At 55.8% G+C, this 23,001-nt stretch carries 22 protein-coding genes and 1 other RNA gene; 6 read left to right on the top strand and 17 right to left on the bottom strand.

Annotation, left to right across the window (positions count from 1 at the left end):
• Positions 1 to 80: 80 nt before the first annotated feature.
• On the bottom strand, positions 81 to 1,151 hold the full coding sequence (locus tag BFV65_RS04910) for a LacI family DNA-binding transcriptional regulator (RefSeq protein ID WP_069596303.1): 1,071 nt from the start codon (positions 1,149 to 1,151) through the stop codon (positions 81 to 83).
• Positions 1,152 to 1,226: 75 nt separating this feature from the next.
• On the bottom strand, positions 1,227 to 1,838 hold the full coding sequence (gene yczE, locus BFV65_RS04905; protein WP_022647263.1) for a membrane protein YczE: 612 nt from the start codon (positions 1,836 to 1,838) through the stop codon (positions 1,227 to 1,229).
• A gap of 84 nt (positions 1,839 to 1,922) precedes the next feature.
• Here yczE and yczR point away from each other — a divergent pair, with 84 nt between their 5' ends.
• Positions 1,923 to 3,344 carry a MocR-like transcription factor YczR gene (gene yczR / locus BFV65_RS04900; RefSeq protein ID WP_069596302.1) on the top strand — a complete coding sequence of 474 codons (1,422 nt, stop codon included), beginning with the start codon at positions 1,923 to 1,925 and terminating at the stop codon, positions 3,342 to 3,344.
• 70 nt (positions 3,345 to 3,414) lie between these two features.
• Here yczR and BFV65_RS04895 read toward each other — a convergent pair whose 3' ends face one another.
• From BFV65_RS04895 to ffs, 3 genes are all read right to left on the bottom strand, one after another.
• The gene (locus BFV65_RS04895; protein WP_069596301.1) at positions 3,415 to 3,630 is read right to left on the bottom strand and encodes a hypothetical protein; all 216 of its coding nucleotides are present in this window, start codon (positions 3,628 to 3,630) and stop codon (positions 3,415 to 3,417) included.
• Complete coding sequence (locus BFV65_RS04890) at positions 3,627 to 3,878, bottom strand: hypothetical protein (protein WP_022647261.1); 252 nt, start codon at positions 3,876 to 3,878, stop codon at positions 3,627 to 3,629. Before BFV65_RS04890 ends, BFV65_RS04895 begins: the two co-directional genes overlap by 4 nt.
• Before the next feature lie 248 nt (positions 3,879 to 4,126).
• Positions 4,127 to 4,223: signal recognition particle sRNA small type (gene ffs / locus BFV65_RS04885), an RNA gene on the bottom strand.
• A 170-nt stretch (positions 4,224 to 4,393) separates the two neighbouring features.
• On the opposite strand from ffs, the gene BFV65_RS04880 reads away from it, so the two are divergent.
• On the top strand, positions 4,394 to 4,705 hold the full coding sequence (locus BFV65_RS04880; protein WP_058676952.1) for an MGMT family protein: 312 nt from the start codon (positions 4,394 to 4,396) through the stop codon (positions 4,703 to 4,705).
• Between the two features lie 37 nt (positions 4,706 to 4,742).
• On the opposite strand, the gene BFV65_RS04875 is transcribed toward BFV65_RS04880, so the two are convergent.
• A complete protein-coding gene (locus BFV65_RS04875) occupies positions 4,743 to 5,270 on the bottom strand; it encodes a YbaY family lipoprotein (protein ID WP_022647259.1) in 528 nt (175 codons plus the stop codon).
• A gap of 203 nt (positions 5,271 to 5,473) precedes the next feature.
• On the opposite strand from BFV65_RS04875, the gene tesB reads away from it, so the two are divergent.
• Complete coding sequence (gene tesB, locus BFV65_RS04870) at positions 5,474 to 6,334, top strand: acyl-CoA thioesterase II (RefSeq protein WP_022647258.1); 861 nt, start codon at positions 5,474 to 5,476, stop codon at positions 6,332 to 6,334.
• Between the two features lie 93 nt (positions 6,335 to 6,427).
• Here the strand turns inward: tesB and amtB are convergent, their stop codons facing one another.
• From amtB to BFV65_RS04845, 5 genes are all read right to left on the bottom strand, one after another.
• Entirely contained in the window at positions 6,428 to 7,714 is a 1,287-nt protein-coding gene (gene amtB / locus BFV65_RS04865; protein ID WP_022647257.1) for an ammonium transporter AmtB, read from the bottom strand.
• Between the two features lie 35 nt (positions 7,715 to 7,749).
• A complete protein-coding gene (gene glnK, locus BFV65_RS04860) occupies positions 7,750 to 8,088 on the bottom strand; it encodes a P-II family nitrogen regulator (RefSeq protein WP_006809867.1) in 339 nt (112 codons plus the stop codon).
• Positions 8,089 to 8,299: 211 nt separating this feature from the next.
• Positions 8,300 to 10,081, bottom strand: a complete 1,782-nt coding sequence (locus tag BFV65_RS04855) for a SmdB family multidrug efflux ABC transporter permease/ATP-binding protein (protein ID WP_069596300.1) — start codon at positions 10,079 to 10,081, stop codon at positions 8,300 to 8,302.
• The gene (locus tag BFV65_RS04850; protein ID WP_045307882.1) at positions 10,074 to 11,828 is read right to left on the bottom strand and encodes a SmdA family multidrug ABC transporter permease/ATP-binding protein; all 1,755 of its coding nucleotides are present in this window, start codon (positions 11,826 to 11,828) and stop codon (positions 10,074 to 10,076) included. Before BFV65_RS04850 ends, BFV65_RS04855 begins: the two co-directional genes overlap by 8 nt.
• 30 nt (positions 11,829 to 11,858) lie before the next feature.
• On the bottom strand, positions 11,859 to 12,317 hold the full coding sequence (locus BFV65_RS04845) for an Lrp/AsnC family transcriptional regulator (protein WP_022647254.1): 459 nt from the start codon (positions 12,315 to 12,317) through the stop codon (positions 11,859 to 11,861).
• A 115-nt stretch (positions 12,318 to 12,432) separates the two neighbouring features.
• Here BFV65_RS04845 and BFV65_RS04840 point away from each other — a divergent pair, with 115 nt between their 5' ends.
• Entirely contained in the window at positions 12,433 to 13,479 is a 1,047-nt protein-coding gene (locus tag BFV65_RS04840) for a PLP-dependent cysteine synthase family protein (RefSeq protein WP_023299455.1), read from the top strand.
• Between the two features lie 41 nt (positions 13,480 to 13,520).
• Here the strand turns inward: BFV65_RS04840 and cof are convergent, their stop codons facing one another.
• Positions 13,521 to 14,339 carry an HMP-PP phosphatase gene (gene cof, locus BFV65_RS04835; RefSeq protein ID WP_023299454.1) on the bottom strand — a complete coding sequence of 273 codons (819 nt, stop codon included), beginning with the start codon at positions 14,337 to 14,339 and terminating at the stop codon, positions 13,521 to 13,523.
• 101 nt (positions 14,340 to 14,440) lie between these two features.
• Here cof and BFV65_RS04830 point away from each other — a divergent pair, with 101 nt between their 5' ends.
• Positions 14,441 to 16,141, top strand: a complete 1,701-nt coding sequence (locus tag BFV65_RS04830; RefSeq protein ID WP_069596299.1) for an SgrR family transcriptional regulator — start codon at positions 14,441 to 14,443, stop codon at positions 16,139 to 16,141.
• A gap of 66 nt (positions 16,142 to 16,207) precedes the next feature.
• Positions 16,208 to 16,903, top strand: a complete 696-nt coding sequence (gene queC, locus BFV65_RS04825) for a 7-cyano-7-deazaguanine synthase QueC (protein WP_022647250.1) — start codon at positions 16,208 to 16,210, stop codon at positions 16,901 to 16,903.
• A 62-nt stretch (positions 16,904 to 16,965) separates the two neighbouring features.
• Here queC and BFV65_RS04820 read toward each other — a convergent pair whose 3' ends face one another.
• From BFV65_RS04820 to lon, 5 genes are all read right to left on the bottom strand, one after another.
• Complete coding sequence (locus BFV65_RS04820) at positions 16,966 to 17,364, bottom strand: YbgC/FadM family acyl-CoA thioesterase (protein WP_017694410.1); 399 nt, start codon at positions 17,362 to 17,364, stop codon at positions 16,966 to 16,968.
• A gap of 97 nt (positions 17,365 to 17,461) precedes the next feature.
• Entirely contained in the window at positions 17,462 to 17,842 is a 381-nt protein-coding gene (locus tag BFV65_RS04815) for a helix-hairpin-helix domain-containing protein (RefSeq protein ID WP_038415510.1), read from the bottom strand.
• Positions 17,843 to 17,988: 146 nt separating this feature from the next.
• Positions 17,989 to 19,860 carry a peptidylprolyl isomerase gene (ppiD, locus tag BFV65_RS04810; RefSeq protein WP_069596298.1) on the bottom strand — a complete coding sequence of 624 codons (1,872 nt, stop codon included), beginning with the start codon at positions 19,858 to 19,860 and terminating at the stop codon, positions 17,989 to 17,991.
• A 212-nt stretch (positions 19,861 to 20,072) separates the two neighbouring features.
• Positions 20,073 to 20,345 (bottom strand): nucleoid-associated protein HU-beta, encoded by a 273-nt coding sequence (hupB, locus tag BFV65_RS04805; protein ID WP_002444653.1) that lies wholly within the window; start codon positions 20,343 to 20,345, stop codon positions 20,073 to 20,075.
• A gap of 210 nt (positions 20,346 to 20,555) precedes the next feature.
• A complete protein-coding gene (gene lon, locus BFV65_RS04800; protein WP_006809878.1) occupies positions 20,556 to 22,910 on the bottom strand; it encodes an endopeptidase La in 2,355 nt (784 codons plus the stop codon).
• Between the last annotated feature and the right edge of the window lie 91 nt (positions 22,911 to 23,001).

The raw sequence follows: 23,001 nt of genomic DNA, 5'->3' as shown, positions 1-23,001 counted from the left end.
ACAATTTTAGTCAACATGCCATGGTAAACGGTGGCGGTAAAGACTTTGATCGTCACCAGGCGAGCACGATCACAAAAGCGCTAGCTGCGCGCCAGTTTCTCCGCCAGCAGCGCCAGCGTTCTTAGCTGTTGCGCCAGCTCTTCACGATCGGCCTGTTGTACGGCGCGCGGCGCGGTGGAATGACGAACGATCAACGTAACGGGAAGTTGTTGTTGCCAGGGTTCGGCGTGACGGGCAGTTGCCAGGAGCCACTCCACGCTGCGTTCACCGGCCTCGCGGAACGCCTGCCGAACGGTGGTCAGCGGAGGGGAAAACCACGCGCTGTCAGCCGTATCATCAAACCCGACAACCGAGATCTGCCCCGGTACCGCAACGCCTTTTTCCGCACAGGCGCGTAAAACGCCAAGCGCCATCTGATCGTTCGCCACAAGGATCGCCTCCGGCAGCTGCGCGCCCGCCAGGAGCTGATGCCCTTTCTCGTAGCCTGAAGCCGCGCTCCAGTCGCCCTGCGCCACCGCAAACGCCTCAACGCCAGCCTGTGCCAGCGTAGTTTTCCATCCCGCCAGACGAGCCCGGGCAGAGACAGAACTTTCCGGCCCGGCGAGCAGCGCAATTCGCCGGTGCCCCAGCGAAAGCAGATGCTCCGCCCCCAGGCCAGCGCCCTGTTCAGCATTGAAAACGAGGCTGTTAACCCGAGCTGTGGGGGAAACATCAAGAAAAAGAACCGGGGTCGGCGAGGCCATTTCCTGAAGCATTCCTGCCTGAGCATCTTCCAGCGGAACGTTCACTAGCAGCGCCTCCACGCGCTGCGCCAGTAACTCCTGCAAAGCAGCCTGACACTGCGCGGGCTGCTCCACCATAGAGATGAGCACGCCAGCCCCCTGCTCCACTGCCCGGGATTTTACAGCTGAGGCGATTTGCGACGGCGCATGCAGCGCCAGATCGCTGGTCATCAGCCCCAGCGTGCGGGTGCGTTTTCCGGCCAGCTGCTGCGCGCCACGGTTAGGTACATAGTGTAGCGCCGCCATGGCCTGTCGGACCTTTTCCCGCGTACGGGCAGAAACGTGTTCCGCGTCGTTAATCACCCGGGAAACGGTCTGATAAGAAACGCCCGCTACGCGGGCAACGTCATAAAGAGTGATCGCTTTCATAGATTCTGGCGTCGTAAAAGGTAGTCACTATTCTGACACAGTTACGCCATTATAGCCTGTGAGCGCTTCGCAAAATTAAGCAATCCGCTCCGGCTGCGCGGCTTTCTGCATGCGCGGTCTCTGGCGAAACCACGGCAAACAAAGCTGGATCAGCGGGCCGATGGTTAACGCATACAGCACGGTTCCGACGCCAAACGCTCCCCCGAGGAGATAGCCGACGATCAACACGGTCACCTCGATTGCGGTACGCACGCTGCGGATCGACCAGCCCAGCCGGGCGTGTATGCCGGTCATCAGACCGTCGCGCGGGCCTGCGCCAAAACCCGCGCCGATATACATTCCGGTGGCAAGGGCGTTAACCACAATGCCGGAAACCAGCAGGGTGATGCGCACGGGCAGCGAGGTGAGTTCCGGGATCAATGCCATTGACGCATCTGCCGCCAGGCCAATACAAATCACGTTACTGACCGTACCCAGCCCCGGAAGCTGACGCAGCGGGATCCATAGCAGCAGCACCGCAGCCCCGGTTAAAATCATCACCGTGCCGATGCTCATTCCGGCCTGGATGGCGACGCCAAGGTGAAAAACATTCCAGGGATCAACACCCAGATCCGAACGAATAAACATCGCGGTTGAAAGTCCGTAAAGGGCTAAACCGACATAAAGTTGTACCAGACGACGCACCATTTTCTCTTCTCCGAAGAACCAGCTTCCATCTTCGCTGAAAATGGCACTATGATTAATGTCCAGTTTTCAAATAGTGGACTGCACATGTCATCACGTCGTTTTGGAAGCCAGTCTCTGGTTCGCCTGTTAGGGCACTGGCAACAAACCTCTTCCCGCACCCCGCGGTGGCGCCAGCTGGCTGACGCGTTACGCCTGTTAATTCTGGATGGCAGGCTGGCGCTAAACACGCGCCTGCCCGGAGAGCGGGAACTGGCCGCCGCACTGGACGTCAGCCGCACCACCATCAGCAGCGCGCTGGCGCATCTGCGTGAAGAGGGTTTTCTGGAGAGCCGTCACGGCAGCGGTTCCCGGGCGATCCTGCCAGACAGCCGGGCCGTGCCCACGCTTTCCACTGCCAGCGCGGCGCTGGATCTCTCAACCGCCGCGCTCAACGCGGGGCCAGAGATCCATCAGGCCTACACCCACGCGCTGACGACCATTACGCCGAATCTGGCGCTGACCGGGTACGATCAGCTTGGGCTTCCAGCGCTGCGTGAAGCTATCGCCGCCCGCTATACCGCACGCGGTCTGCCCACCCGGGCAGACGAAGTGATGGTGGTGAACGGTGCCGTCAGCGGCTTCGCCCTGATCTTAAGAATGATGACCGGGCCCGGGGATCGCGTGGTGGTGGATCATCCCACCTACCCGCTGGCGATAGCCGCGATTCAGGGGGCGCAATGTCGGCCCGTGGGCGTCTCGCTGCCAGAAACGGGCTGGGATACCGATGGTTTTGCCGCAACGCTTGCCCAGACAGCCCCGCGTCTGGCCTATCTAATGCCGGATTTTCATAATCCGACCGGGCGCTGCATGGATGCCGCGACGCGTCAGACCATAACCGACATCGCCGCGCAAACCCGCACCACGCTGGTGGTGGATGAAACCATGGTCGATCTCTGGTTCGATGCTCCCCCGCCGCCGCCGCTGGCCGCCTTTAACCCGGAGGCCGCAGTGATTACGCTGGGTTCCGCAGGCAAAAGCTTCTGGGGTGGGCTTCGTCTCGGCTGGATCCGCGCCTCGTCCCGCACTATCGCCACGCTCGCACAGACGCGCGACACGCTGGATCTGGGCTCTCCGGTGCTGGAACAGCTGGCCACGCTGTGGCTTATCGAAAACAGTGAAACCTTCCTGCCTGCCCGGCGGGAAATGCTGGCAGAACGGCGTGACCGCTGCGGCCAGATGTTACGGGAGCATTTCCCCGAATGGCGGTTTCAGGAAGCGGAGGGAGGACTTTCATACTGGATTGAACTACCCGACATGCTGGCGACTCAACTGGCTGCACGTGCGGAAACGACAGGCATCATTATGGGCACCGGCACGCGCTTTGGGCTTTCAGGCGCGTTTGACCGCTACCTGCGTATGCCCTTCTCACTCAATTCGCCAGAACTTGAAGAGGCATTACTGCGTATCAAACCGCTGTGGCTTGCCTTAAATAAAAGTACACCGCCAGTAAAACGGAGCCTGGTGTAAATTATTCGCCAGAAACAATAAAAACAGCTGACTGTAACGCATGCAGTCAGCTGTTTTCATGAAGAACAACTTAATGTTGAGGAGGAATCGGGAAGCCTTTCAGCGAAATAATGAAATTTTCACCTTCTTTCTTTATTTTTGCACCGGTATCACACCAGTCAGACGCAATTCGAAAGAACTCATCACTTCCTACATTCCAGCCAAGACGAACATGTTTCACATAGCCCGAACGTAACAGATTGCAGGCCTCTTTGTAATCGCTGGCAGTCGATAATTGTTGTTTCATTTTCTCTTCTTCAGAAGTTTACGTAGTGCTTTGATTTCTTTAGGAGTAAATGGATTTACGCTCTCTTCTTCCGTATGCTGATTATCAACATCCTCTTCCGATACTCCCGCCTCTTCTACTGCTTCAAATGCCAGCAGCAGCAGTTTCTCTGTGGTCACGCTTAAATTCTCATTATTGTCTTCCGCATAGTGGCGGAGTCTTTCTTTTAGCGCTTCATCAATTTTAACGTTTAAAACCGCAGTTACCATGATTGTCACATCCTTTCGGAACACGTGTTTAATTTAATACACGAAGATAAGTTTGTTATCCAGATATATATTTTTTTGCTTATGACAACAAAAAGACGCCCGATAATAAAATGACAGTCTATTATTACAGGTTTATGACATTATTATTTCAGTTCAATGAAGGATATATTGCACGAACAAAATAGGCACATAATTGAGAAGGTTTATATAGGGGGGAAACTTCAGAGAAGAACACAAATGGGTGGGGGCCCTGCCAGCTACATCCCGGCACCCACGTCGTCTGCCCTGGCTGCTTCCTTCCGGACCTGACCTGGTGAACAGAGTAGCGTTGCGGGAGAACCAACAGAGCCCCCATTGAGAGCGTTGATAACCAACGCGCTGGCGCATTATCCCTGTGGAGCACCTCAATTGCAAGCCGCTGGCAACTGGATGCTGGATTATTGCGCAAACTGACCCGACAATCTTCTTTATCTTCGTATAACATTACCCTTCGCTGAATTCCCGCTGGAGAAACAATGGACGAACATGACACTTTCCCACAGCGAGTGTGGCAAATCGTGGCCTCGATTCCGGAAGGCTATGTCACGACCTATGGGGATGTCGCCCGACTGGCGGGCTCTCCGCGCGCAGCGCGTCAGGTTGGCGGCGTGCTGAGAAGGCTTCCGGAGGGAAGTACGTTACCATGGCACCGGGTAGTTAATCGCCATGGTGCCATTTCCCTCACCGGGCCAGACTTGCAGCGCCAGCGTCAGGCATTACTCTCAGAAGGGGTACAGGTGTCCGGGACGGGACAGATAGATATGCAGAAGTATCGCTGGGAATACTGACGCCCTCTCCCGTCAAAATGAAGAGGGCGAAAGAAAGTTACAACTGTGTTGGCGGTGTAGGCAAGGTCGGCTGATTGGTCTGCGTTGCCACAGGTACTTCAGTCTGCTGCACCGGGACCAGGGTCAGGTCGATTTTGGTGCCCCCTTTGTTGACCGCTTCCTGCACGGTATCGGTGATAAAGACCAGCTTATCGTTGATCGTTACCGCCGCGCTCAGGAGGATACGCGCGTTAGGCTGAACGTCAGACGGGTTGTACGGCAGCACGAAGCTGAACGGCGCCTGTTTACCCTCTGTACGAACTGCACGCTGTGCAAGGACTTTAGACGGTGCATCCGCCAGAGACGCATCGGATAACGTGACCGTTAAAACCGCGTCCGGCGGCAGAGCGACTTTCTGTTTGATCCAGATGGTACCGGACACGTTAGGCTGTCGAATAGCTTGCTGTGAAAGGGTGTTAATCCCGTTTGGGGTCGCCGTTGGTACCGCTACATCGGCACTCTTATCCGCACAGGCGGACAACGCCACCGCCATTGCAACACCGCTTAACATAGGCACGAGTTTCATTGAAGTCTCCTTATCATCAATGCACCGGCGGGATCGATCCCATCCGATGTCGTTTTATTCACATAACGTAAACAAGTGTGGCACAAATCACGGATTTATGCCTAATTTTGCCCAGGTATTAAGATAATTCTACCCATCGGACCACTATCGTTTCTGCGTTATACTCAGCATATCTTTCGCCACGGCGTTTATTGAGGACCACTATGAGTCAGGCACTGAACAATCTGCTGACATTGCTGAACCTGGAAAAAATAGAAGAAGGGCTTTTTCGCGGACAGAGCGAAGATTTAGGCTTACGCCAGGTTTTTGGGGGCCAGGTCGTGGGGCAAGCGCTATATGCCGCTAAGGAGACCGTTCCGGCAGACCGTCTGGTGCACTCATTCCACAGCTACTTTTTACGCCCCGGTGACAGCGCTAAACCGATTGTGTACGACGTGGAAGTTCTGCGTGACGGCCAAAGCTTCAGCGCTCGCCGTGTGGCGGCCATCCAGCATGGGAAACCCATCTTCTACATGACCGCCTCCTTCCAGGCGCCAGAGCCGGGCTATGAGCATCAAAAACAGATGCCGTCTGCCCCATCGCCGGACGATCTGAAATCGGAAACCGAAATTGCCCGCGCACTCGCACATCTGCTGCCGCCGCAGGTAAAAGAGAAGTTTCTGTGCGATAAACCGCTGGAGATCCGCCCGGTCGAATTTCATAACCCAATGAAGGGGCATACTGCTGAGCCCACCCGCCAGGTGTGGATCCGCGCCAACGGCAGCGTACCGGCAGACTTGCGCGTGCATCAGTATCTGCTGGGTTATGCGTCGGATTTCAACTTCCTGCCGGTTGCGCTACAGCCGCACGGCGTGGGATTCCTGGAAAAAGGGATGCAGGTCGCCACGATTGACCATTCCATGTGGTTCCATCGTCCTTTCGACATGAACGAGTGGCTGCTTTACAGCGTAGAAAGTACCTCTGCGTCCAGCGCACGCGGTTTTGTTCGCGGGGAGTTTTACACCCAGGATGGTGTGCTGGTGGCTTCTACCGTGCAGGAAGGTGTGATGCGTAATCGCGGGTGAGGTAAAAAGCCCGGTCGCTACGCTTACCGGGCCTGCAAATTTCACTTTTTCAGGCCGGGTAAGGCGAAGCCACCACCCGGCAAGGCACTCAAATTATGCGTTGTACGCATTCTCGCCGTGGCTGTTGACGTCCAGACCTTCGCGCTCCTGCTCTTCCGGTACGCGCAGCCCCACGGTCATATCGGCCAGCTTGTAGCCGATAAAGGCTACAACGCCCGACCAGACAACCGTAATCGCGATACTTTCAAGCTGGACCAGCACCTGATGCATCATGGTCACGCCTTCAGCATAACCCACGCCGCCCAAAGATTGTGCAGCAAAGATACCGGTCATGATACAGCCGATAATGCCGCACACACCGTGTACCCCGAATACATCACACGGATCGTCAACGCGCAGAATACGTTTCAGTGCGGTAACGCCCCACAGCCCCGCCAGACCCGCGACGATACCGATCAGCAATGCGCCGCCCACGCCCACGTAACCGCATGCTGGCGTAATACCTACCAGACCGGCAATCGCCCCAGAACAGGCACCCAGCAGGGATGGCTTGCCGCGAACGGCCCACTCGCCAAATACCCATGAGAGGATGGCCCCGGCAGTTGCCACCACGGTATTCACGAAGGCCAGCGCGGCGATTTCGTTAGCGGCGCTGGCTGAACCTGCGTTGAAGCCGAACCAGCCAAAGTAGAGGATGGCGGTGCCGGTAAAGACCATCGGCAGGTTGTGCGGCTTAAATGCTTCTTTCCCAAAGCCCACGCGCTTGCCAATCAGGTATGCGCCTACCAGGCCGGCTACGGCGGCGTTGATGTGAACAACGGTGCCGCCCGCAAAGTCCAGAGCGCCATGGGAAGCCAACAGACCACCGCCCCAGACCATATGCGCAATCGGGACATAGGAGAGCGTCAGCCAGACCACCACGAAAATCAGTACCGCAGAGAAGCGGATACGCTCAGCCAGCGCGCCCACAATCAGCCCCACGGTGATGCAGGCGAATGAGCCCTGGAACGCGACATGAATATACTGATAGAAGCTGCCCATTACCGCGGTCAGTTCGATATTTTTCAGCATCGCCCAGTTAACGTTGCCGAAGAAGGCGTTGCCCTCCCCGAAGGCCAGCGAGTAACCGTAAACCACCCACAGCACGCACACCAGCGCGAACGTGACGGCAACCTGCGTCAGCATGGAGAGTACGTTCTTGCCGCGGATCAGGCCGCCGTAAAACAGCGCGATCCCCGGAATCGTCATGAACAGCACCAGCGCGGTGCAAATCATCATAAAGGCATTATCGGCTTTGTCTGCCACAGCAGGTGCAGCCATTGCCAGGCCCGGCAGCAGTGCCAGCGAACCCAGACCTGTTTTCATTGTTGCTTTCATCATTTTCTCGATCCCTATCACTGTGTGCCAGGAGTTACTTACAACGCCGCTTCGTCAGATTCGCCGGTACGGATGCGAATGACGCGCTGTAGTTCGGCAACGAAAATTTTGCCGTCGCCAATTTTTCCGGTGTAGGCCGCTTTGCTGACGACATCAATCACCTCATCAAGCTGATCGTCGGCAATCGCCACATCAATCTTCACTTTTGGCAGGAAGTTAACGCTGTATTCCGCCCCGCGATAAAGCTCGGCATGACCTTTCTGACGCCCAAAGCCTTTCACTTCGGTGACAGTCAGTCCCTGAATACCCATGGAAGACAGCGCTTCACGCACGTCTTCGAGTTTGAATGGTTTGATTACCACCGTAACCAGCTTCATATATCCCCTCCAGTCAGAATTCGGTAATGGCCGCAGCTAACACGAGAGGGATATTGCAAAGGGTGTGCCAGAAGTGAAATGTGAGGAGGAAAGCGCCGCGGCGCGCATGCGCCGCGAAGGGGGGAAAAAAAACGCACCATGGCAGTGCAGGGTGCGTTTCAGTTTTGCACCAACGGTTAAGACTGTTAGCGCATTGCCTTGTTATGGTGCATCAGGCGCTGAGCGACTCCTCCTCGCGCACGCTGGCGGCCAGCTCGTCGCCTGCCAGCTGCAACTGATACATCTGCCAGTAGCGTCCTTTCGCCTCGAGCAGCGCTTTGTGCGTACCCCGTTCAACGGCCTGGCCACGGTGCAGCACCAGAATGGTATCGGCATCGACGATCGTTGAGAGGCGGTGAGCGATCACCACCAGCGTAGTGCGATCCCGCACGGCAGCCAGCGCCAGCTGGATCGCCTGTTCGGTACCGGAGTCGATGCTTGCGGTCGCTTCATCCAGAATCAATACCTGCGGCGTCTCAATCAGCACGCGCGCCAGCGCCAGGAGCTGCTTTTGCCCGACAGAGAGGTTATTGCCTTGCTCGCCCAGCCGGGTATTGATCCCCTCGCTTAACCCGCGCGCCAGATCTGCCAGCTGCACCGTTTCCAGCACCTCCCATACCTGCTCAGGCGTGAAAGATCGTCCCAGCGTCACGTTGGCATAAAAGGTATCCGCCAGCACTACCGGATCCTGCTGCACCATCGCGACGCCTTTACGCAACGCGTTGTGGCTAAGCGCGGAAAGAGGCCGTCCATCCAGACGGATCTCCCCCTGCGTCAACGGATAGTAGCCCATCAGCAAACTGGCGAGCGTGCTTTTGCCGCTGCCGGTATGCCCAACCAGGGCGACAAAACCGCGCGACGGTACCTCGAGGTTGATATCCTGCAAGACAAGCTGATCGTCACGGTAGGCAAACGAGACATGATCAAACGCTATGGATCCACTTTCCAGCGGACGTTCATCATCGCCATAGGTCTGACGCGGCCTGTCCATCAGCTCAAACACACGCTCACCCGCGACTACCGCCTGTTGCAGCATCGATTGCTGCGTAGTGAGTTCAATCAGCGGTTCGTTAAGACGGCCAAGGTAACTGATAAACGCGTACAGCACTCCCACCTCAATGGTTCCGCGCGTCGTCAGGCCAAACAGCATCAACAGCCCGCACAGCACCAGCGCAGAGAAGAGGCTCAGCAGCGGGCGTAACAGGAAGCCGTCCAGACGTAACGTCTGCATCCGCGCCATATAGTGCGAACGGCTGGCTTCTCCCATCCGCTCGCCAAAACGCGCCTGCTGGCGAAACTGCTGGATAACGCTCATGCCGTTGATCACTTCGTTGAAGCCATCATTGATGTCTGCAAGGTAAGCGCGCACGCGACGAACAATCGGCGTGCTGTAGCGCTGGTAAATTACCATCACAATCAGCACCGCCGGGAAAATAGCGATCGCCACCAGCGCCATCCGCCAGTCCAGACTGAACATCGCCACCAGCATCGCGCCAATCAATGCGGCACTGCGCAGAACCGTTGCGACAACGGTCACATAAAGGTCGCGGATCACCTCGGTGTCATTGGTGACGCGCGAAATAACCTGCCCGACCGGCTGGGTATCAAACTCGCTCAGCGGCTGGCGCAGCGCGGCATCCATCACATCCGTGCGTAGCTGCTGGACCACGCCCACGGCGGCCCGGTTAAACAGCAGCGACTGCGCATAGTGCAGCCCCGCCGCCGTCAGCTGTAGCCCGACATACGCCACACCCAGCCCCGCCACCAGCCCCAGCGGCAGATAGCTTTTCGCCACCATGTTATCGATAAAATAGCTGATAAGCAGCGGACCGGTCACCTCCGCAATCGCGGCGATCCACAGTAACAGCACGGCGATGGAAAGCGGTTTGCACCACGGTGAGCCATAGGCGAGCAGCCGTTTTAACGTCGGCCACATCTGTCCAAACTTACGCATCGGTGACCTCCTCATCCAGCGCAGCTTCAAGCTGTTGATAGCGGTACATATCCCGATACCAGCCGGCCTGCCCGGCGAGCTGTTCATGCTGACCACGTTGGGCAATATGCCCGTGCTGAAGCACCAGAATTTCACTGGCTTCGGTAAGGGCCGACAGACGGTGCGCGCTGATGATGACCGTGCGCCCCTCCCCCCATTGGCGAAGGTTATGCAGAATTTGATGCTCGGTACGCCCGTCAACCGCGGACAGCGCATCATCCAGAATCAGGATCTCAGCGTCCAGCAGCAGCGCGCGGGCAATAGAGATACGCTGTTTTTGTCCACCGGAGAGCATAACGCCCCGCTCACCCACTTCTGTGTCGTAGCCCTGCGGCAGGCGCAGAATATCCTCGTGGACGCTGGCTAAGCGCGCCACATGCTCGATCTGGTCCTGTGTCGCCGTCGGGCACCCGAGCGCGATATTGTTGGCTATGGTGTCTGAAAACAAAAACGGCGTCTGGCTGACGACCGCCAGGCGGCTGCGCCAGTCATCCAGCAGCAGACGTGGCAGGGGGACGTCATGGAAACGGATATCGCCTTCGCTCACGTCAAAATGGCGCTGAATCAGTGACAGAATGGTGCTTTTACCGGAGCCCGTCGGGCCGCAGATGCCCAGCATCTGACCAGGACGCAGCGTGAAACTGACGTTTTCAAGCACCGGATGTTCCGTTTGCGGGTAGATAAAGACGCGGATATCAGCCTTCAGAACACCCGGACCTTCCGGTACCGGCTCGCTGCCATCGTTCACTACCGGTACTTCCGCCAGCATGGCGCGGATACGGCTGTAGGCGGCGCTCCCACGTTCAACGATGTTAAACATCCAGGCCAGCGCCAGCATCGGCCAAATCATCAGCCCGAGGTACATCGCAAAGCTGGTTAACTGCCCGAGGGTCATGGTGCCTCGCACCACCATCCAGCTGCCGCCGCCCACCGCCAGCAGGTTCGCCATGCCAATCGCAATATAAATTGTCGGATCAAAGCGGGCGTCTATACGCGCCACGCGCATGTTTTTCGCGCCGGTATCGGCGGCGTCGGCCGCAAACAGCGCGGACTGCCTGTCTTCCAGACCAAACGCTTTGATCATGCGGATGCTGGTCATGCTCTCCTGGGTGCGATCGTTTAACGACGAGAACGCCGCCTGCGCCAGCTTAAAGCGTTCATGGAGCTGCTCGCCGTAGCGGTTAATCGCCAGCGCCATCAGCGGCATCGGCAGCAGCGCCAGCAGCGTGAGCTCCCAGCTAATTTGCGTAGACATCACAATCAGTACCGCACAGCCCATCACCAGGGAATCCACCAGCGTTAACACCCCTTCACCGGCGGCAAACACCACACGGTCCACATCGTTAGTGGCGCGGGCGATGAGATCCCCGGTACGGTGACGCAGATAAAACTCAGGGTGCTGGCGGCTCAGCTGGCGGTAAAAGTCCTCGCGCAGCTCAACGGCAAGCTGATAGGACGCGCCGAACAGCAGCACGCGCCAGACATAACGCAGCAGGTAAACCACCACGGCCGTCAACACCAGCGTACCGACCCACATCATCACCCGTGCGGCGGTGTAATGTTGTTCCGTAACACCATCCACGACGTATCCCACCACTTTGGGCGGGATCAGTTGCAAAATGGCAATGATAATAAGCAGGGCCACCGCGCCGAGGTAGCGTTGCCACTCCCGACGAAAGTACCAGCTTAATTGGGCAAATAATCGCACGCGGTCTTTTCCTGAAGATATTTTATGAAGTTATTCAATGGGTAACGCTGTGGTGTATTTAATCTGTTCCATGGCGAAACTGGAGGTGACATCGGACAAGCCCGGTACGCTATTGACCAGCCGCTTGTAAAAATCATCGTAGCGCTTCATGTCTGCCACCTGAACGCGCATCAGATAGTCGTATTCCCCCGCCATGCGCCAGAAGCCGAGCACCTCGGGCATGTCGGAAACCTGGGTGACGAAGCGGCTGTACCATTCGCTGCTGTGATGCTGCGTTTTTATCAGGACGAAGGCGGTCAGTCCAAGCCCCAGTTTTTCGGGGTCCAGCAGCGCCACACGTCCCAGCAGAATGCCATCGTCTTCCAGCTTCTTGAGGCGCTTCCAGCACGGTGTGGTGGTCAGATTAACGGCATCTGCCAGCGCCTGCAAAGAGAGGGTGCAGTCGCTTTGCAGCAAAGAAAGCAGCTTGCGGTCAATTTTATCTAGCATATCCACCTCCCAGAGAAAATTATTCTCCTTACATTCTATTTTAAAGGCCAGATAGCAACAATTTTTTCTGTGCTTTTCGCTATGCTGGGCACAAAATGACAAACGGATAACTACGATGAATAGCACCTGGGTTAAACATGCCATCAGCGAAATAAATGCCGACTATCAGCGCTCGGCAGATACCCATTTGATCCGCCTGCCTTTGCCTGGATTTCCCGGCATTCAGCTTTACCTGAAGGATGAAAGTACCCATCCTACCGGCAGCCTGAAGCATCGCCTGGCGCGTTCACTCTTTTTATACGGTTTATGTAACGGCTGGATTAAAGAAGGCACCACGATTATTGAATCGTCGTCCGGATCAACTGCCGTCTCAGAGGCCTACTTTGCCCGCCTGCTGGGCCTGCCGTTTATCGCTGTGATGCCCTCCTGCACGGCGAAACGTAAAGTTGAACAGATCGAATTTTACGGCGGACGCTGCCACTTTGTGGAAAGCGCCTGCGAAATCTATGCGGCCTCCGAAATGCTGGCCCGCGAACTAAATGGTCACTATATGGACCAGTTCACCTTCGCCGAGCGCGCCACCGACTGGCGCGGCAATAATAACATTGCGGACAGCATTTTCCGCCAGATGACCCACGAGCCACATCCCGTCCCCTCTTACATTGTCATGAGCGCGGGCACGGGCGGAACCTCCGCCACCATCGGACGTTATATCCGCTGTCAGGGTTATGATACGCAGCTGATGGTGGTTGACCCTCAGAACTCGGTGTTCCTTGATTACTGGCAATCTCGCGATGCCAGCCTGCGCAGCCCTGTGGGGAGCAAGATCGAAGGAATTGGTCGCCCGCGCGTCGAACCCTCGTTCATTCCGGACGTTGTGGATGAGATGCTCCGCGTGCCGGACGCCGCCAGCGTCGCGACGGCGCACTGGCTGGAGACACAGCTTGGCCGTAAGGTCGGAGCCTCTACCGGCACCAATATGTGGGGGGCGCTACAACTGGCCGCGAGAATGCGTGAAGAAGGCCTTAGCGGCTCTGTCGTCACGCTGCTGTGCGACAGCGGGGAGCGCTACCTGGACACCTATTACAACGCAGAATGGGTACAGGCCAATATTGGCGATGTTGAACCGTGGAAAGCGCAGATTTTGCATCTGGTGAAATAAAAAAAAGCCAGGCTTTAGCCTGGCTTGCTGGAAGGATCTCGCTATTCGGGGGAATATGGGAGGTTATTTTTGTCCAGCCAATGCGTCAAAAAATGGGACACCGCTTCGTTACGACAGTGTCCGATAACCGGTAAATGCGGGAGCGCGGCGATAAGTTGCGGCATCGCGTTCCCCATAATCAGACCACGGCCTACGCTGCTCAGCATCTCGTGGTCGTTCATGGCGTCACCAAAGGCCATACAGTCCTGCATCGTCAGCCCCAGACGATCGCTCAGCACCGCCAGCGCAGATCCTTTGTTACAGCCCACCGGCAGCACTTCAAGACAGTCCACCGCCGAGAAGGTCAGGTGCGCCCGGTCGCCCAGCGCCTCGTTAAGCTGAATACGCAGGCGGCAGAGATCGTCGTGATCGCCGCAGAAGCAGATCTTGGTTACCTTGTGTGCCGGAATGCGGCGCAAATCGATGAGCTGATATTTAAAGCCACTGTAAACGTGAGCGTGCAGCAAGGCCGGGATCTCACGCCCGGTAAACCAGCCTTCATCGTTAAAAACATGCACGCTGGCCTGCGTATCCCAGGTGCTGTGCAGGACGATGTCCGCCACTTCCGGATCCAGATCCTGACGGTGCAGCACATCGCCCTCGACGGAGTGAATGCGCGTCCCGTTGCCGGTGATCAGGAACGCATCGAGGGCAAATGTTCCCAGCAGATGACGCATCTCCAGCACATGACGACCAGTGGCAAACGTCAGGGTGACTTCACGCTCGCGCAGGCGCTTAAGTGTGTTCAGGGTTTTCTCCCCTAAACGGTGATCCGGCATTAACAGCGTGCCGTCCATATCAAATGCAGCGAGCCGAGCCATAATTACTCCCGAAATGTGATGCGGTTAACTTGTGCATCAGTATTACGTGAGATATACGGAAGTAATAGTGAATAGATGATAATTATTGTTCCGGGTTTTTCATGCGCCAGCTTAACCGTCTTAACCAGTATCAGCGTCTGTGGCACCCCTCCGCCGGCGCAACGCAGCAGGTGACCATCAGTGAACTTGCCAGCCGCTGCTTTTGCAGCGAGCGACATGTACGCACCCTGCTGCGCCAGGCGCAGGAGGCGGGCTGGCTAAGCTGGCACGCCCGCTCCGGACGAGGAAAGCGTGGGGAATTACGCTTTCACGTCACCCCGGATTCGTTGCGTAATACGATGATGGAAGAGGCCCTGAAAAGTGGACAGCAGCACAACGCGCTGGAGCTGGCCCAGCTCGCGCCTGAAGATTTGCGATCGCTGCTGCATCCGTTTATGGGCGGGCAATGGCAGAACGATACGCCGACGCTGCGTATTCCCTACTATCGCTCGCTGGAGCCGCTTCAGCCGGGGTTTCTCCCTGGCCGGGCGGAGCAGCATCTGGCGGGACAGGTATTCTCTGGTTTGACGCGTTTTAATGGTAACAGCAGTGAACCCACGGGCGATCTGGTGCATCACTGGGAAGTCTCCGCTGACGGCCTACGTTGGCATTTCTACATACGCTCCACCCTGCACTGGCATAACGGCGATAAAATAGAGACGGCACAGCTCAGGCAAAGCCTGACGGCGCTGCTATCGCAGCCCGGCATGGACACGCTTTTCCGCAGCGTCTTACGTATCGAAACCACGCATCCGCAAAGCCTGACGTTTATTCTCCATCAACCTGACTATTGGCTGGCGCACAGGCTGGCAACCTACTGTAGCCGTCTGGCGCATCCTGATTACCCCGTGGTGGGCAGTGGTCCCTTTCGGCTGAGCGTTTTTGAGCCTGAACTGGTGCGTCTGGAAAGCCACGAGCAGTATCACCTTGGTCATCCGTTACTTAAGGCTATCGAGTACTGGATCACGCCCCAGCTTTTTGACTACAGTCTGGGCACCAGCTGTCGCCACCCGGTGCAAATCGCCATTGGCGAGGCCGACGAGCTGACCAGCCTGCGGCTGGTGAGTAACAGCACCAGTCTGGGCTTCTGCTACCTCACGCTGAAACAAAGTCCGCGTCTGAGCGAGCTTCAGGCAAAGCGGCTGATTAATATCATTCATCTCTCAACGCTGCTTCACACGCTTCCCCTGAACGAAGGGCTCATCACTCCTACCGAAGAACTGCTTCCCGGCTGGGCGATCCCCCAATGGCCTGATTTAACCGACGTTGTGCTGCCAGAGGCATTGACGCTTGTCTACCACCTGCCGGTTGAGCTTCACACCATGGCCAGCCAGTTAAAAGCATACCTTGCGCGGCAGGGCTGTGAACTGACCGTCATCTTTCACGACGCCAAGACGTGGGACGGTTGCCAGCAGCTTGCCGATGCAGACATCATGATGGGAGACAGACTGATTGGCGAAGCGCCAGCGTACACCCTTGAGCAATGGCTCCGCTGCGATGCGCTCTGGCCGCATCTGCTGAGCGCACCGGCATACGCCCATTTGCAGGCCACACTGGATGCGGTGCAGACGCAGGCCGACGAACGTGACCGACACGCAGGACTTCAGGCTATCTTCAGCCGATTAATGGAGACAGCCGTCCTGACACCGCTCTTTAACTACCAGTATCAAATCAGCGCTCCTCCGGGCGTCAACGGAATACGCCTTAACACTCGCGGCTGGTTTGACTTCACCGAAGCCTGGCTTCCTCCACCAAACGCGTGAAGAAGCTGGTCGCCGCTTTAGCCAGGCGTTAACATGACGCTTTTACCGTAACTGTCGAGATGATCTATGAAACGTGCCGTCGTCGTGTTCAGCGGAGGACAAGATTCCACAACCTGCCTGATTCAGGCACTTCACCAGTATGATGAAGTGCACTGCGTCACTTTTGATTATGGTCAGCGTCATCGCGCTGAAATCGATGTCGCTCGTGAACTGGCCCTCAAACTGGGCGCCCGCGCTCATAAAGTGCTGGACGTGACGCTGTTAAATGAACTGGCCGTCAGCAGCCTCACCCGCGACAGCATTCCGGTGCCTGATTACGAACCGGATGCCAGCGGCATTCCGAATACCTTCGTACCTGGGCGTAATATTCTCTTCCTGACCCTGACGGCAATCTATGCCTACCAGGTGAAAGCCGAAGCGGTGATCACGGGCGTATGTGAGACCGACTTCTCTGGCTACCCGGACTGTCGGGATGAATTCGTGAAAGCACTCAATCACGCCGTCGATCTGGGTATGGCAAAAGAGACCCGCTTCGAAACGCCGCTGATGTGGCTGGATAAAGCCGAAACCTGGGCGCTGGCCGACTACTGGGGCAAGCTGGATATCGTTCGCAACGAGACCCTGACCTGCTACAACGGCATTAAAGGGGACGGCTGCGGGCAGTGTGCCGCCTGTAACCTGCGCGCGAACGGTCTGAATCATTATCTTGCGGATAAAGCGGGCGTGATGGCCGCGATGCAGAAAAAGACCGGTCTGAAATAAGGGCTAACTGTCCGCGCTGTCGTACAACAGGAGTCGACAGCGCGGGCATTCCTGAATATTACTTATGCGATCATCAGCTCCAGCTTTTCGCGCAACTCCCCTTCCAGCGGCAACGCTTTCTGGGTTTTGAGATCGATACAGACAAAGGTGATCAGCGCATCGGCCACCACCTGCCCTTCTGGCTCAAGCGTGACGACCTGGCTCAATACACCACTTTTGCCATTCAGTTGTTGGACCTCACTGGTCACGGTGAGCACATCCCCAAGCACAGCCGGGCGGCGGTAGTTAATGTTGATGTTGACGACCACAAACGCGATGTTGTGTGCGGTCAGCCACTGGAAGCTTTCGCTGTTCTCCAGGCCATCCCAGCGCGCCTCTTCAAGAAATTCAAGGTAGCGGGCGTTATTGACGTGCTGGTAAACATCGAGGTGATAACCACGGACTTTGATTTGTGTCTGCATAGCGCAATAGCCTTTCGTTGTTATAGGTTCAGAGGTCATAACTGGTATGACCTCTTTATCCTGGCAAATTTTTGCCGCAGTGCAAGTGATTACGCGATTACAGCGTCAGGTGTGCGAGATTGCGCTCAACCAGCGCGCTGCCCATACCCGGCACCTGCTTGAGATCGTCAAGGGTTTTGAAAGGACCGTACTCCTCGCGGTAGCTAACAATGGCCTGGGCTTTTTTAAGTCCCACACCGTTCATCACGCGCGCGAGCTCTTCTGCCGATGCCGAATTGATGCTGACTCGCGTACCGTCATCCTCTGCACTTTTACCGGCATCAGTCGCTTTTGATTGCGTATAAGCCTGCGCAGCTGAGTCTGTTTTGGTCTGTGCAGCCTGCGCTTTAGCCGAGGGCGACGCCGCCAGCGCGCCCGCACTCATCCCGGAAGTGGCAATAGCCAGTGTAATTAACAGTGCTTTGATTCCACATTTCATGCTGTTTTCTCCTTGTTTGTTGACAGCCACGCCACGATAGCCGTACGAGAAAACAGGGACAAACAGCAGATTGCAAAAACTAAAGGCCGCGAAAGCGGCCTTTAGTTTTTGCAGAGCGTTACGAAAATCTGCGAGCAGGTACGTAATTATTGCTCCTGGGTCACCACATCACCCAGCTTGATTTTGGCTTCTTTACGCAGGTTGCTCATCATCGCTTCGAAAGCAATCTGGGCATTATTCTGGGTAATTCCCTGAACCATGGCCTTCTTCTGCGCGTCTGGCAGCGTGCCGGCTTTGACTTCATCCAGCGCCAGAATCACCACGTTACCCTGCATATCGGTCGTGGTGCCAAAGACAGGTTTGTCTTTCGCCGGCAGGCTCAGACCAAACGCCGCCTGGCTGACAGGATCCTGACCGGTACGGCTCAGCGTTTTGGTTTCGCCAAAGTTCAGGCCAGCCGCTTTCAGTGCATCGTTCTTACCGGCTTTCAGATCGGCCAGAATTTTCTCTGCATCCAGTTTTACCTGCTGTGCCGCTTTGTTGTGTTTGACCAGCGCCACCACCTGATCTTTCACTTCCGCCAGGGGCTTCACTGCCTCGGCTTTGTGCTCGCTGACGCGCAGTACGAACGCACGGTCACCGTCAACGGTAATGATGTCTGAGTTGCTGCCCGGCGTACCGTTCTCACCTACCAGACCACCATTGAAAATGGCATCTGAAACCGGTTTGAAGTTCAGTTCTTCCGGCAGATTTTCATGGCTGAACCAGCCCGTCTCAACCGCTTTCACGCCAGCAGCCTGCTCAGCGCCCGCCAGTGATTCGTTGTCGTTGCTTGCGGCATCGCTCACTTTCTGTTGCAGAGCATAGAAGGCGTCCAGCGCTTTCTCCTGCTTCACTTTCGCAGCGATATCATCACGAACGTCAGCCAGCGGCTTGGTTTTCGCCGCCACGACATCGTCCAGACGCGCCACCAGGAAGCCAACGGAGGATTTGATTACACCAGACAGTTGGCCTTTCTCTTTAAGACCCGCATTTTTCAGCTCGTCCGGGGTAGTGGAATCTTCCAGCCAGCCCATATCACCACCGTTTTTGGCAGAAATAATATCGGTGGATTTTGCTTTCGCCACGGTCGCGAAATCAGCGCCTTTGTTCAGCTCGTCCAGCACGGCTTTTGCTTCTGCTTCCGTTTTGGTCTGGATCACGCTGTAACGGTTACGCTGCGGCTGAGTGAACTGATCCTGATGCTGGTCGTAATAAGACTGGATCTCGGCGTCAGTCGCGTTTTTCTGCATCGCGGCAGCATCCAGCTTGATATAGCTTACGCGGAACTGTTCAGGAGAGATGAAGTTGTTCTTGTTTTGCTCGTAGTAAGCATTAACTTCAGCGTCGCTAACCTGCTGTTTCGCCGCCAGTGCATTGACATCAATCGTCGCTTCACGCACCACGCGTTGCTGCGCCACCAGTGCCGCCAGCGCTTCAGTTTCGCCTTTCAGCATGAAATCGGTGCCCACCACCGCGTTGATCAGCTGTTGCGTGGTCAACTGGTTACGCAGCGCCTGTGCGTACTGGTCAGCCGTCATCCCCATCTGGTTAACAATGCTGTTGTAACGCGCGTTGTCGAACTTCCCATTAGACTGGAAAGCCTGCGTCGAGAAGATGGCTTTTTTAACCTGCTCATCGCTGATGCCCAGACCGAGGCTTTTCGCGTACTGGTCCAGCAGCGCTTCGTCGATAAGGCGGTTCAGCGTCTGCTGACGCAGGTTTTTCATATAGCCTTCGTTGGCTGCAAGTTCAGAGTATTGGTCGCCCAGCTGTTGCTGCATGCGGTTACGTTCACCAGCAAAAGCGTTCTCGAACTGCCCACGGCTAATTTCCTGGCCATTCACTTTTGCGGCGTAGTTCGCGCCACCGCCGATGAGGTAACTACTCACACCGGTCAATATGAACGACACGATAATGATACCGAAAATAATCTTGAGCACGAGACTGTTAGCAGCCGTGCGTAAGCTGTCCATCATGGTGTAACAACACTCCGCTGTAGGTGACTGGTTACCTGACGCTGACGGAAAATCCTGACCGTCGCGCGTAAAGGCGTATTGTGACAAGAAAACAGGGCAATTGTCAGCCCACAACTCGTATAAACTCGCACAAATCAGGTCTGGACAAACAAAAAAGGCACATCAAACGATGCGCCCTTGTACTTTTCAGCTTCCCTGGAGCGGGAAAGCAATCAATTTACTGCGTCTTTCAGCGCCTTACCTGCACGGAAACCCGGCACTTTAGCGGCAGCAATGGTGATCTCTTTACCGGTCTGCGGGTTGCGGCCAGTACGGGCAGCACGCTCTTTAACCGCAAAAGTACCGAAGCCTACCAGTGCAACGTCGTCCCCAGCTTGCAGAGATTCAGTAACAGAAGCAATTAAAGCATCTAAAGCACGTCCAGCTGCAGCTTTAGAAATATCAGCACCCGCAGCAATTTTGTCAATCAGTTGAGATTTATTCACTGTTCTCTTCCTCTCTTTATAATTTATATCGCACCTGAATCCTTCACAGCGCGACCGCGCAGCAGTTATATCAGTCCTGCTATGACCTTACAACACCCGTTGTTGATGGCTAACCCAATCAGCAATCTAAATTAGCTATACAAAAAAAGGCTGGCAAGTACGAAATGACTTACCAGCCTTGTTTTTATTAGCGCTCTTTGCGCGAGGTCACTATTTTGCGGTTACAACCTGCATTCCGGACGGTTCATTTTGCAGTGCGAGAGTCAGAACTTCCTCAATGCGTTTAACCGGATGGATCTGCAAATCGGCAATAACGTTGTCCGGAATCTCTTCCAGATCGCGTTTATTCTCGTAAGGAATCAATACGGTTTTGATCCCACCACGGTGTGCCGCCAGCAGTTTTTCTTTTAACCCGCCGATGGGCAGTACCTGACCACGCAGCGTAATTTCACCAGTCATGGCCACATCAGCACGGACCGGGTTCCCCGTCAGGCAGGAAACCAGCGCCGTACACATAGCAATACCCGCGCTTGGGCCATCTTTCGGCGTCGCCCCTTCCGGAACGTGAACGTGAATGTCGCGTTTTTCGTAGAAATCCGGGTTGATACCCAGTTTTTCCGCGCGCGCACGCACCACGGTCAACGCTGCCTGGATGGACTCCTGCATCACTTCACCGAGCGAGCCAGTGTAGGTCAGCTTGCCTTTACCCGGTACACAGGCGGTTTCAATGGTCAGCAGATCGCCACCCACTTCCGTCCACGCCAGTCCAGTCACCTGACCAACGCGGTTTTCGTTGTCCGCACGGCCATAGTCGAAGCGCTGAACGCCGAGGTAAGCATGCAGATTGTCGCCGTTAATCACGATGTGCTTCAGGCTCTTATCCAGCAGCAGCTGCTTAACCGCCTTACGGCACAGTTTAGAGATCTCACGCTCAAGGCTACGCACGCCCGCTTCACGGGTGTAGTAACGAATAATGCCGACAATAGCGCTGTCCTCAACGGTCAGCTCGTTAGCTTTCAGCGCGTTACGTTCAATCTGCTTCGGCAGCAGGTGCTGCTTAGCAATGTTCAGCTTCTCGTCTTCGGTATAACCGGACAGACGGATCACTTCCATACGGTCCAGCAGCGGTGCCGGAATGTTCATGGAGTTGGAGGTCGCCACGAACATCACATCGCTCAGGTCGTAGTCGACTTCCAGATAGTGATCGCTGAACGCCACGTTCTGCTCTGGATCAAGCACTTCCAGCAGCGCCGACGCCGGATCGCCACGCATGTCCGAAGACATTTTGTCGATCTCGTCGAGGAGGAACAGCGGGTTTTTGACGCCCACTTTCGCCATCTTCTGGATCAGCTTGCCCGGCATAGAACCGATATAGGTACGGCGGTGACCGCGGATTTCCGCTTCATCACGCACGCCGCCCAGCGCCATACGGATGTACTTACGTCCGGTCGCTTTGGCGATGGACTGGCCCAGAGAGGTTTTACCCACCCCTGGAGGCCCTACCAGGCACAAGATTGGACCTTTGATTTTGTTCACACGGCTCTGTACCGCGAGGTACTCAAGAATGCGGTCTTTCACACGTTCCAGGCCATAGTGGTCGGTATCGAGGATTTCCTGTGCCTGACGCAGGTCTTTTTTGACCTTGCTGCGGGCATTCCATGGAACCTGAACCATCCACTCAATGTAGCCGCGTACAACGGTCGCTTCCGCCGACATCGGAGACATCATTTTCAGCTTCTGCAACTCAGCTTCGGCTTTCTCTTTCGCCTCTTTCGGCATCTTCGCCGCGTCGATCTTACGCTTCAGCGCTTCGTTTTCATCCGGCGCATCGTCCATCTCGCCGAGCTCTTTCTGAATGGCTTTCATTTGCTCATTCAGATAGTACTCACGCTGCGATTTTTCCATCTGCTTTTTGACGCGGTTGCGAATGCGCTTCTCAACCTGGAGCAGATCGATCTCAGACTCCATCATCGCCATCAGGTATTCCAGACGTTCGTTAACGTCGGACATTTCCAGCACGGACTGTTTGTCAGCCAGCTTCAGCGGCATGTGCGCAGCGATGGTATCCGCCAGACGTGCAGGATCGTCGATGCTGTTCAGCGACGTCAGCACTTCAGGTGGGATTTTCTTGTTCAGCTTGATGTAGCCTTCAAACTGGCTGATCGCGGTGCGTACCAGCACTTCCTGCTCGCGCTCATCAAGTTCCGGTGAATCAAGATACTCTGCCTTCGCAGAGAAGTGCTCGCCATCGTCTGACAGAGTGGTAATACGCGCGCGCTGTAAGCCTTCCACCAGCACCTTCACGGTGCCATCTGGCAGCTTCAGCATCTGCAAAATAGAGGCCACGGTCCCGACGGTGAAAAGATCGTTTACACCCGGCTCATCCGTTGATGCTTCCTTCTGCGCAACCAACATGATTTTTTTATCATGATCCATGGCGGCTTCGAGGCAACGGATAGATTTTTCCCGCCCTACAAATAAGGGTATGACCATGTGCGGATAAACCACCACATCGCGCAACGGCAATACGGGGATTTCAATGCGTTCAGAACGCTCAGGATTCATAGAGCTCTCTCTTAGTTTAGTGTCCGCCAGGTAAACTGGTCATGTAACTGTGCTTCACACAACCATTAACATGTAATCCAGTATATGGGGA

The sequence above is a fragment of the Enterobacter hormaechei subsp. hoffmannii genome, from assembly GCF_001729745.1.
Taxonomy (GTDB): Bacteria; Pseudomonadota; Gammaproteobacteria; order Enterobacterales; family Enterobacteriaceae; genus Enterobacter; species Enterobacter intestinihominis.
The sequence above is the reverse complement of the archived record's forward strand: the minus strand, read 5'-3'. Positions and strand labels throughout refer to the sequence as shown.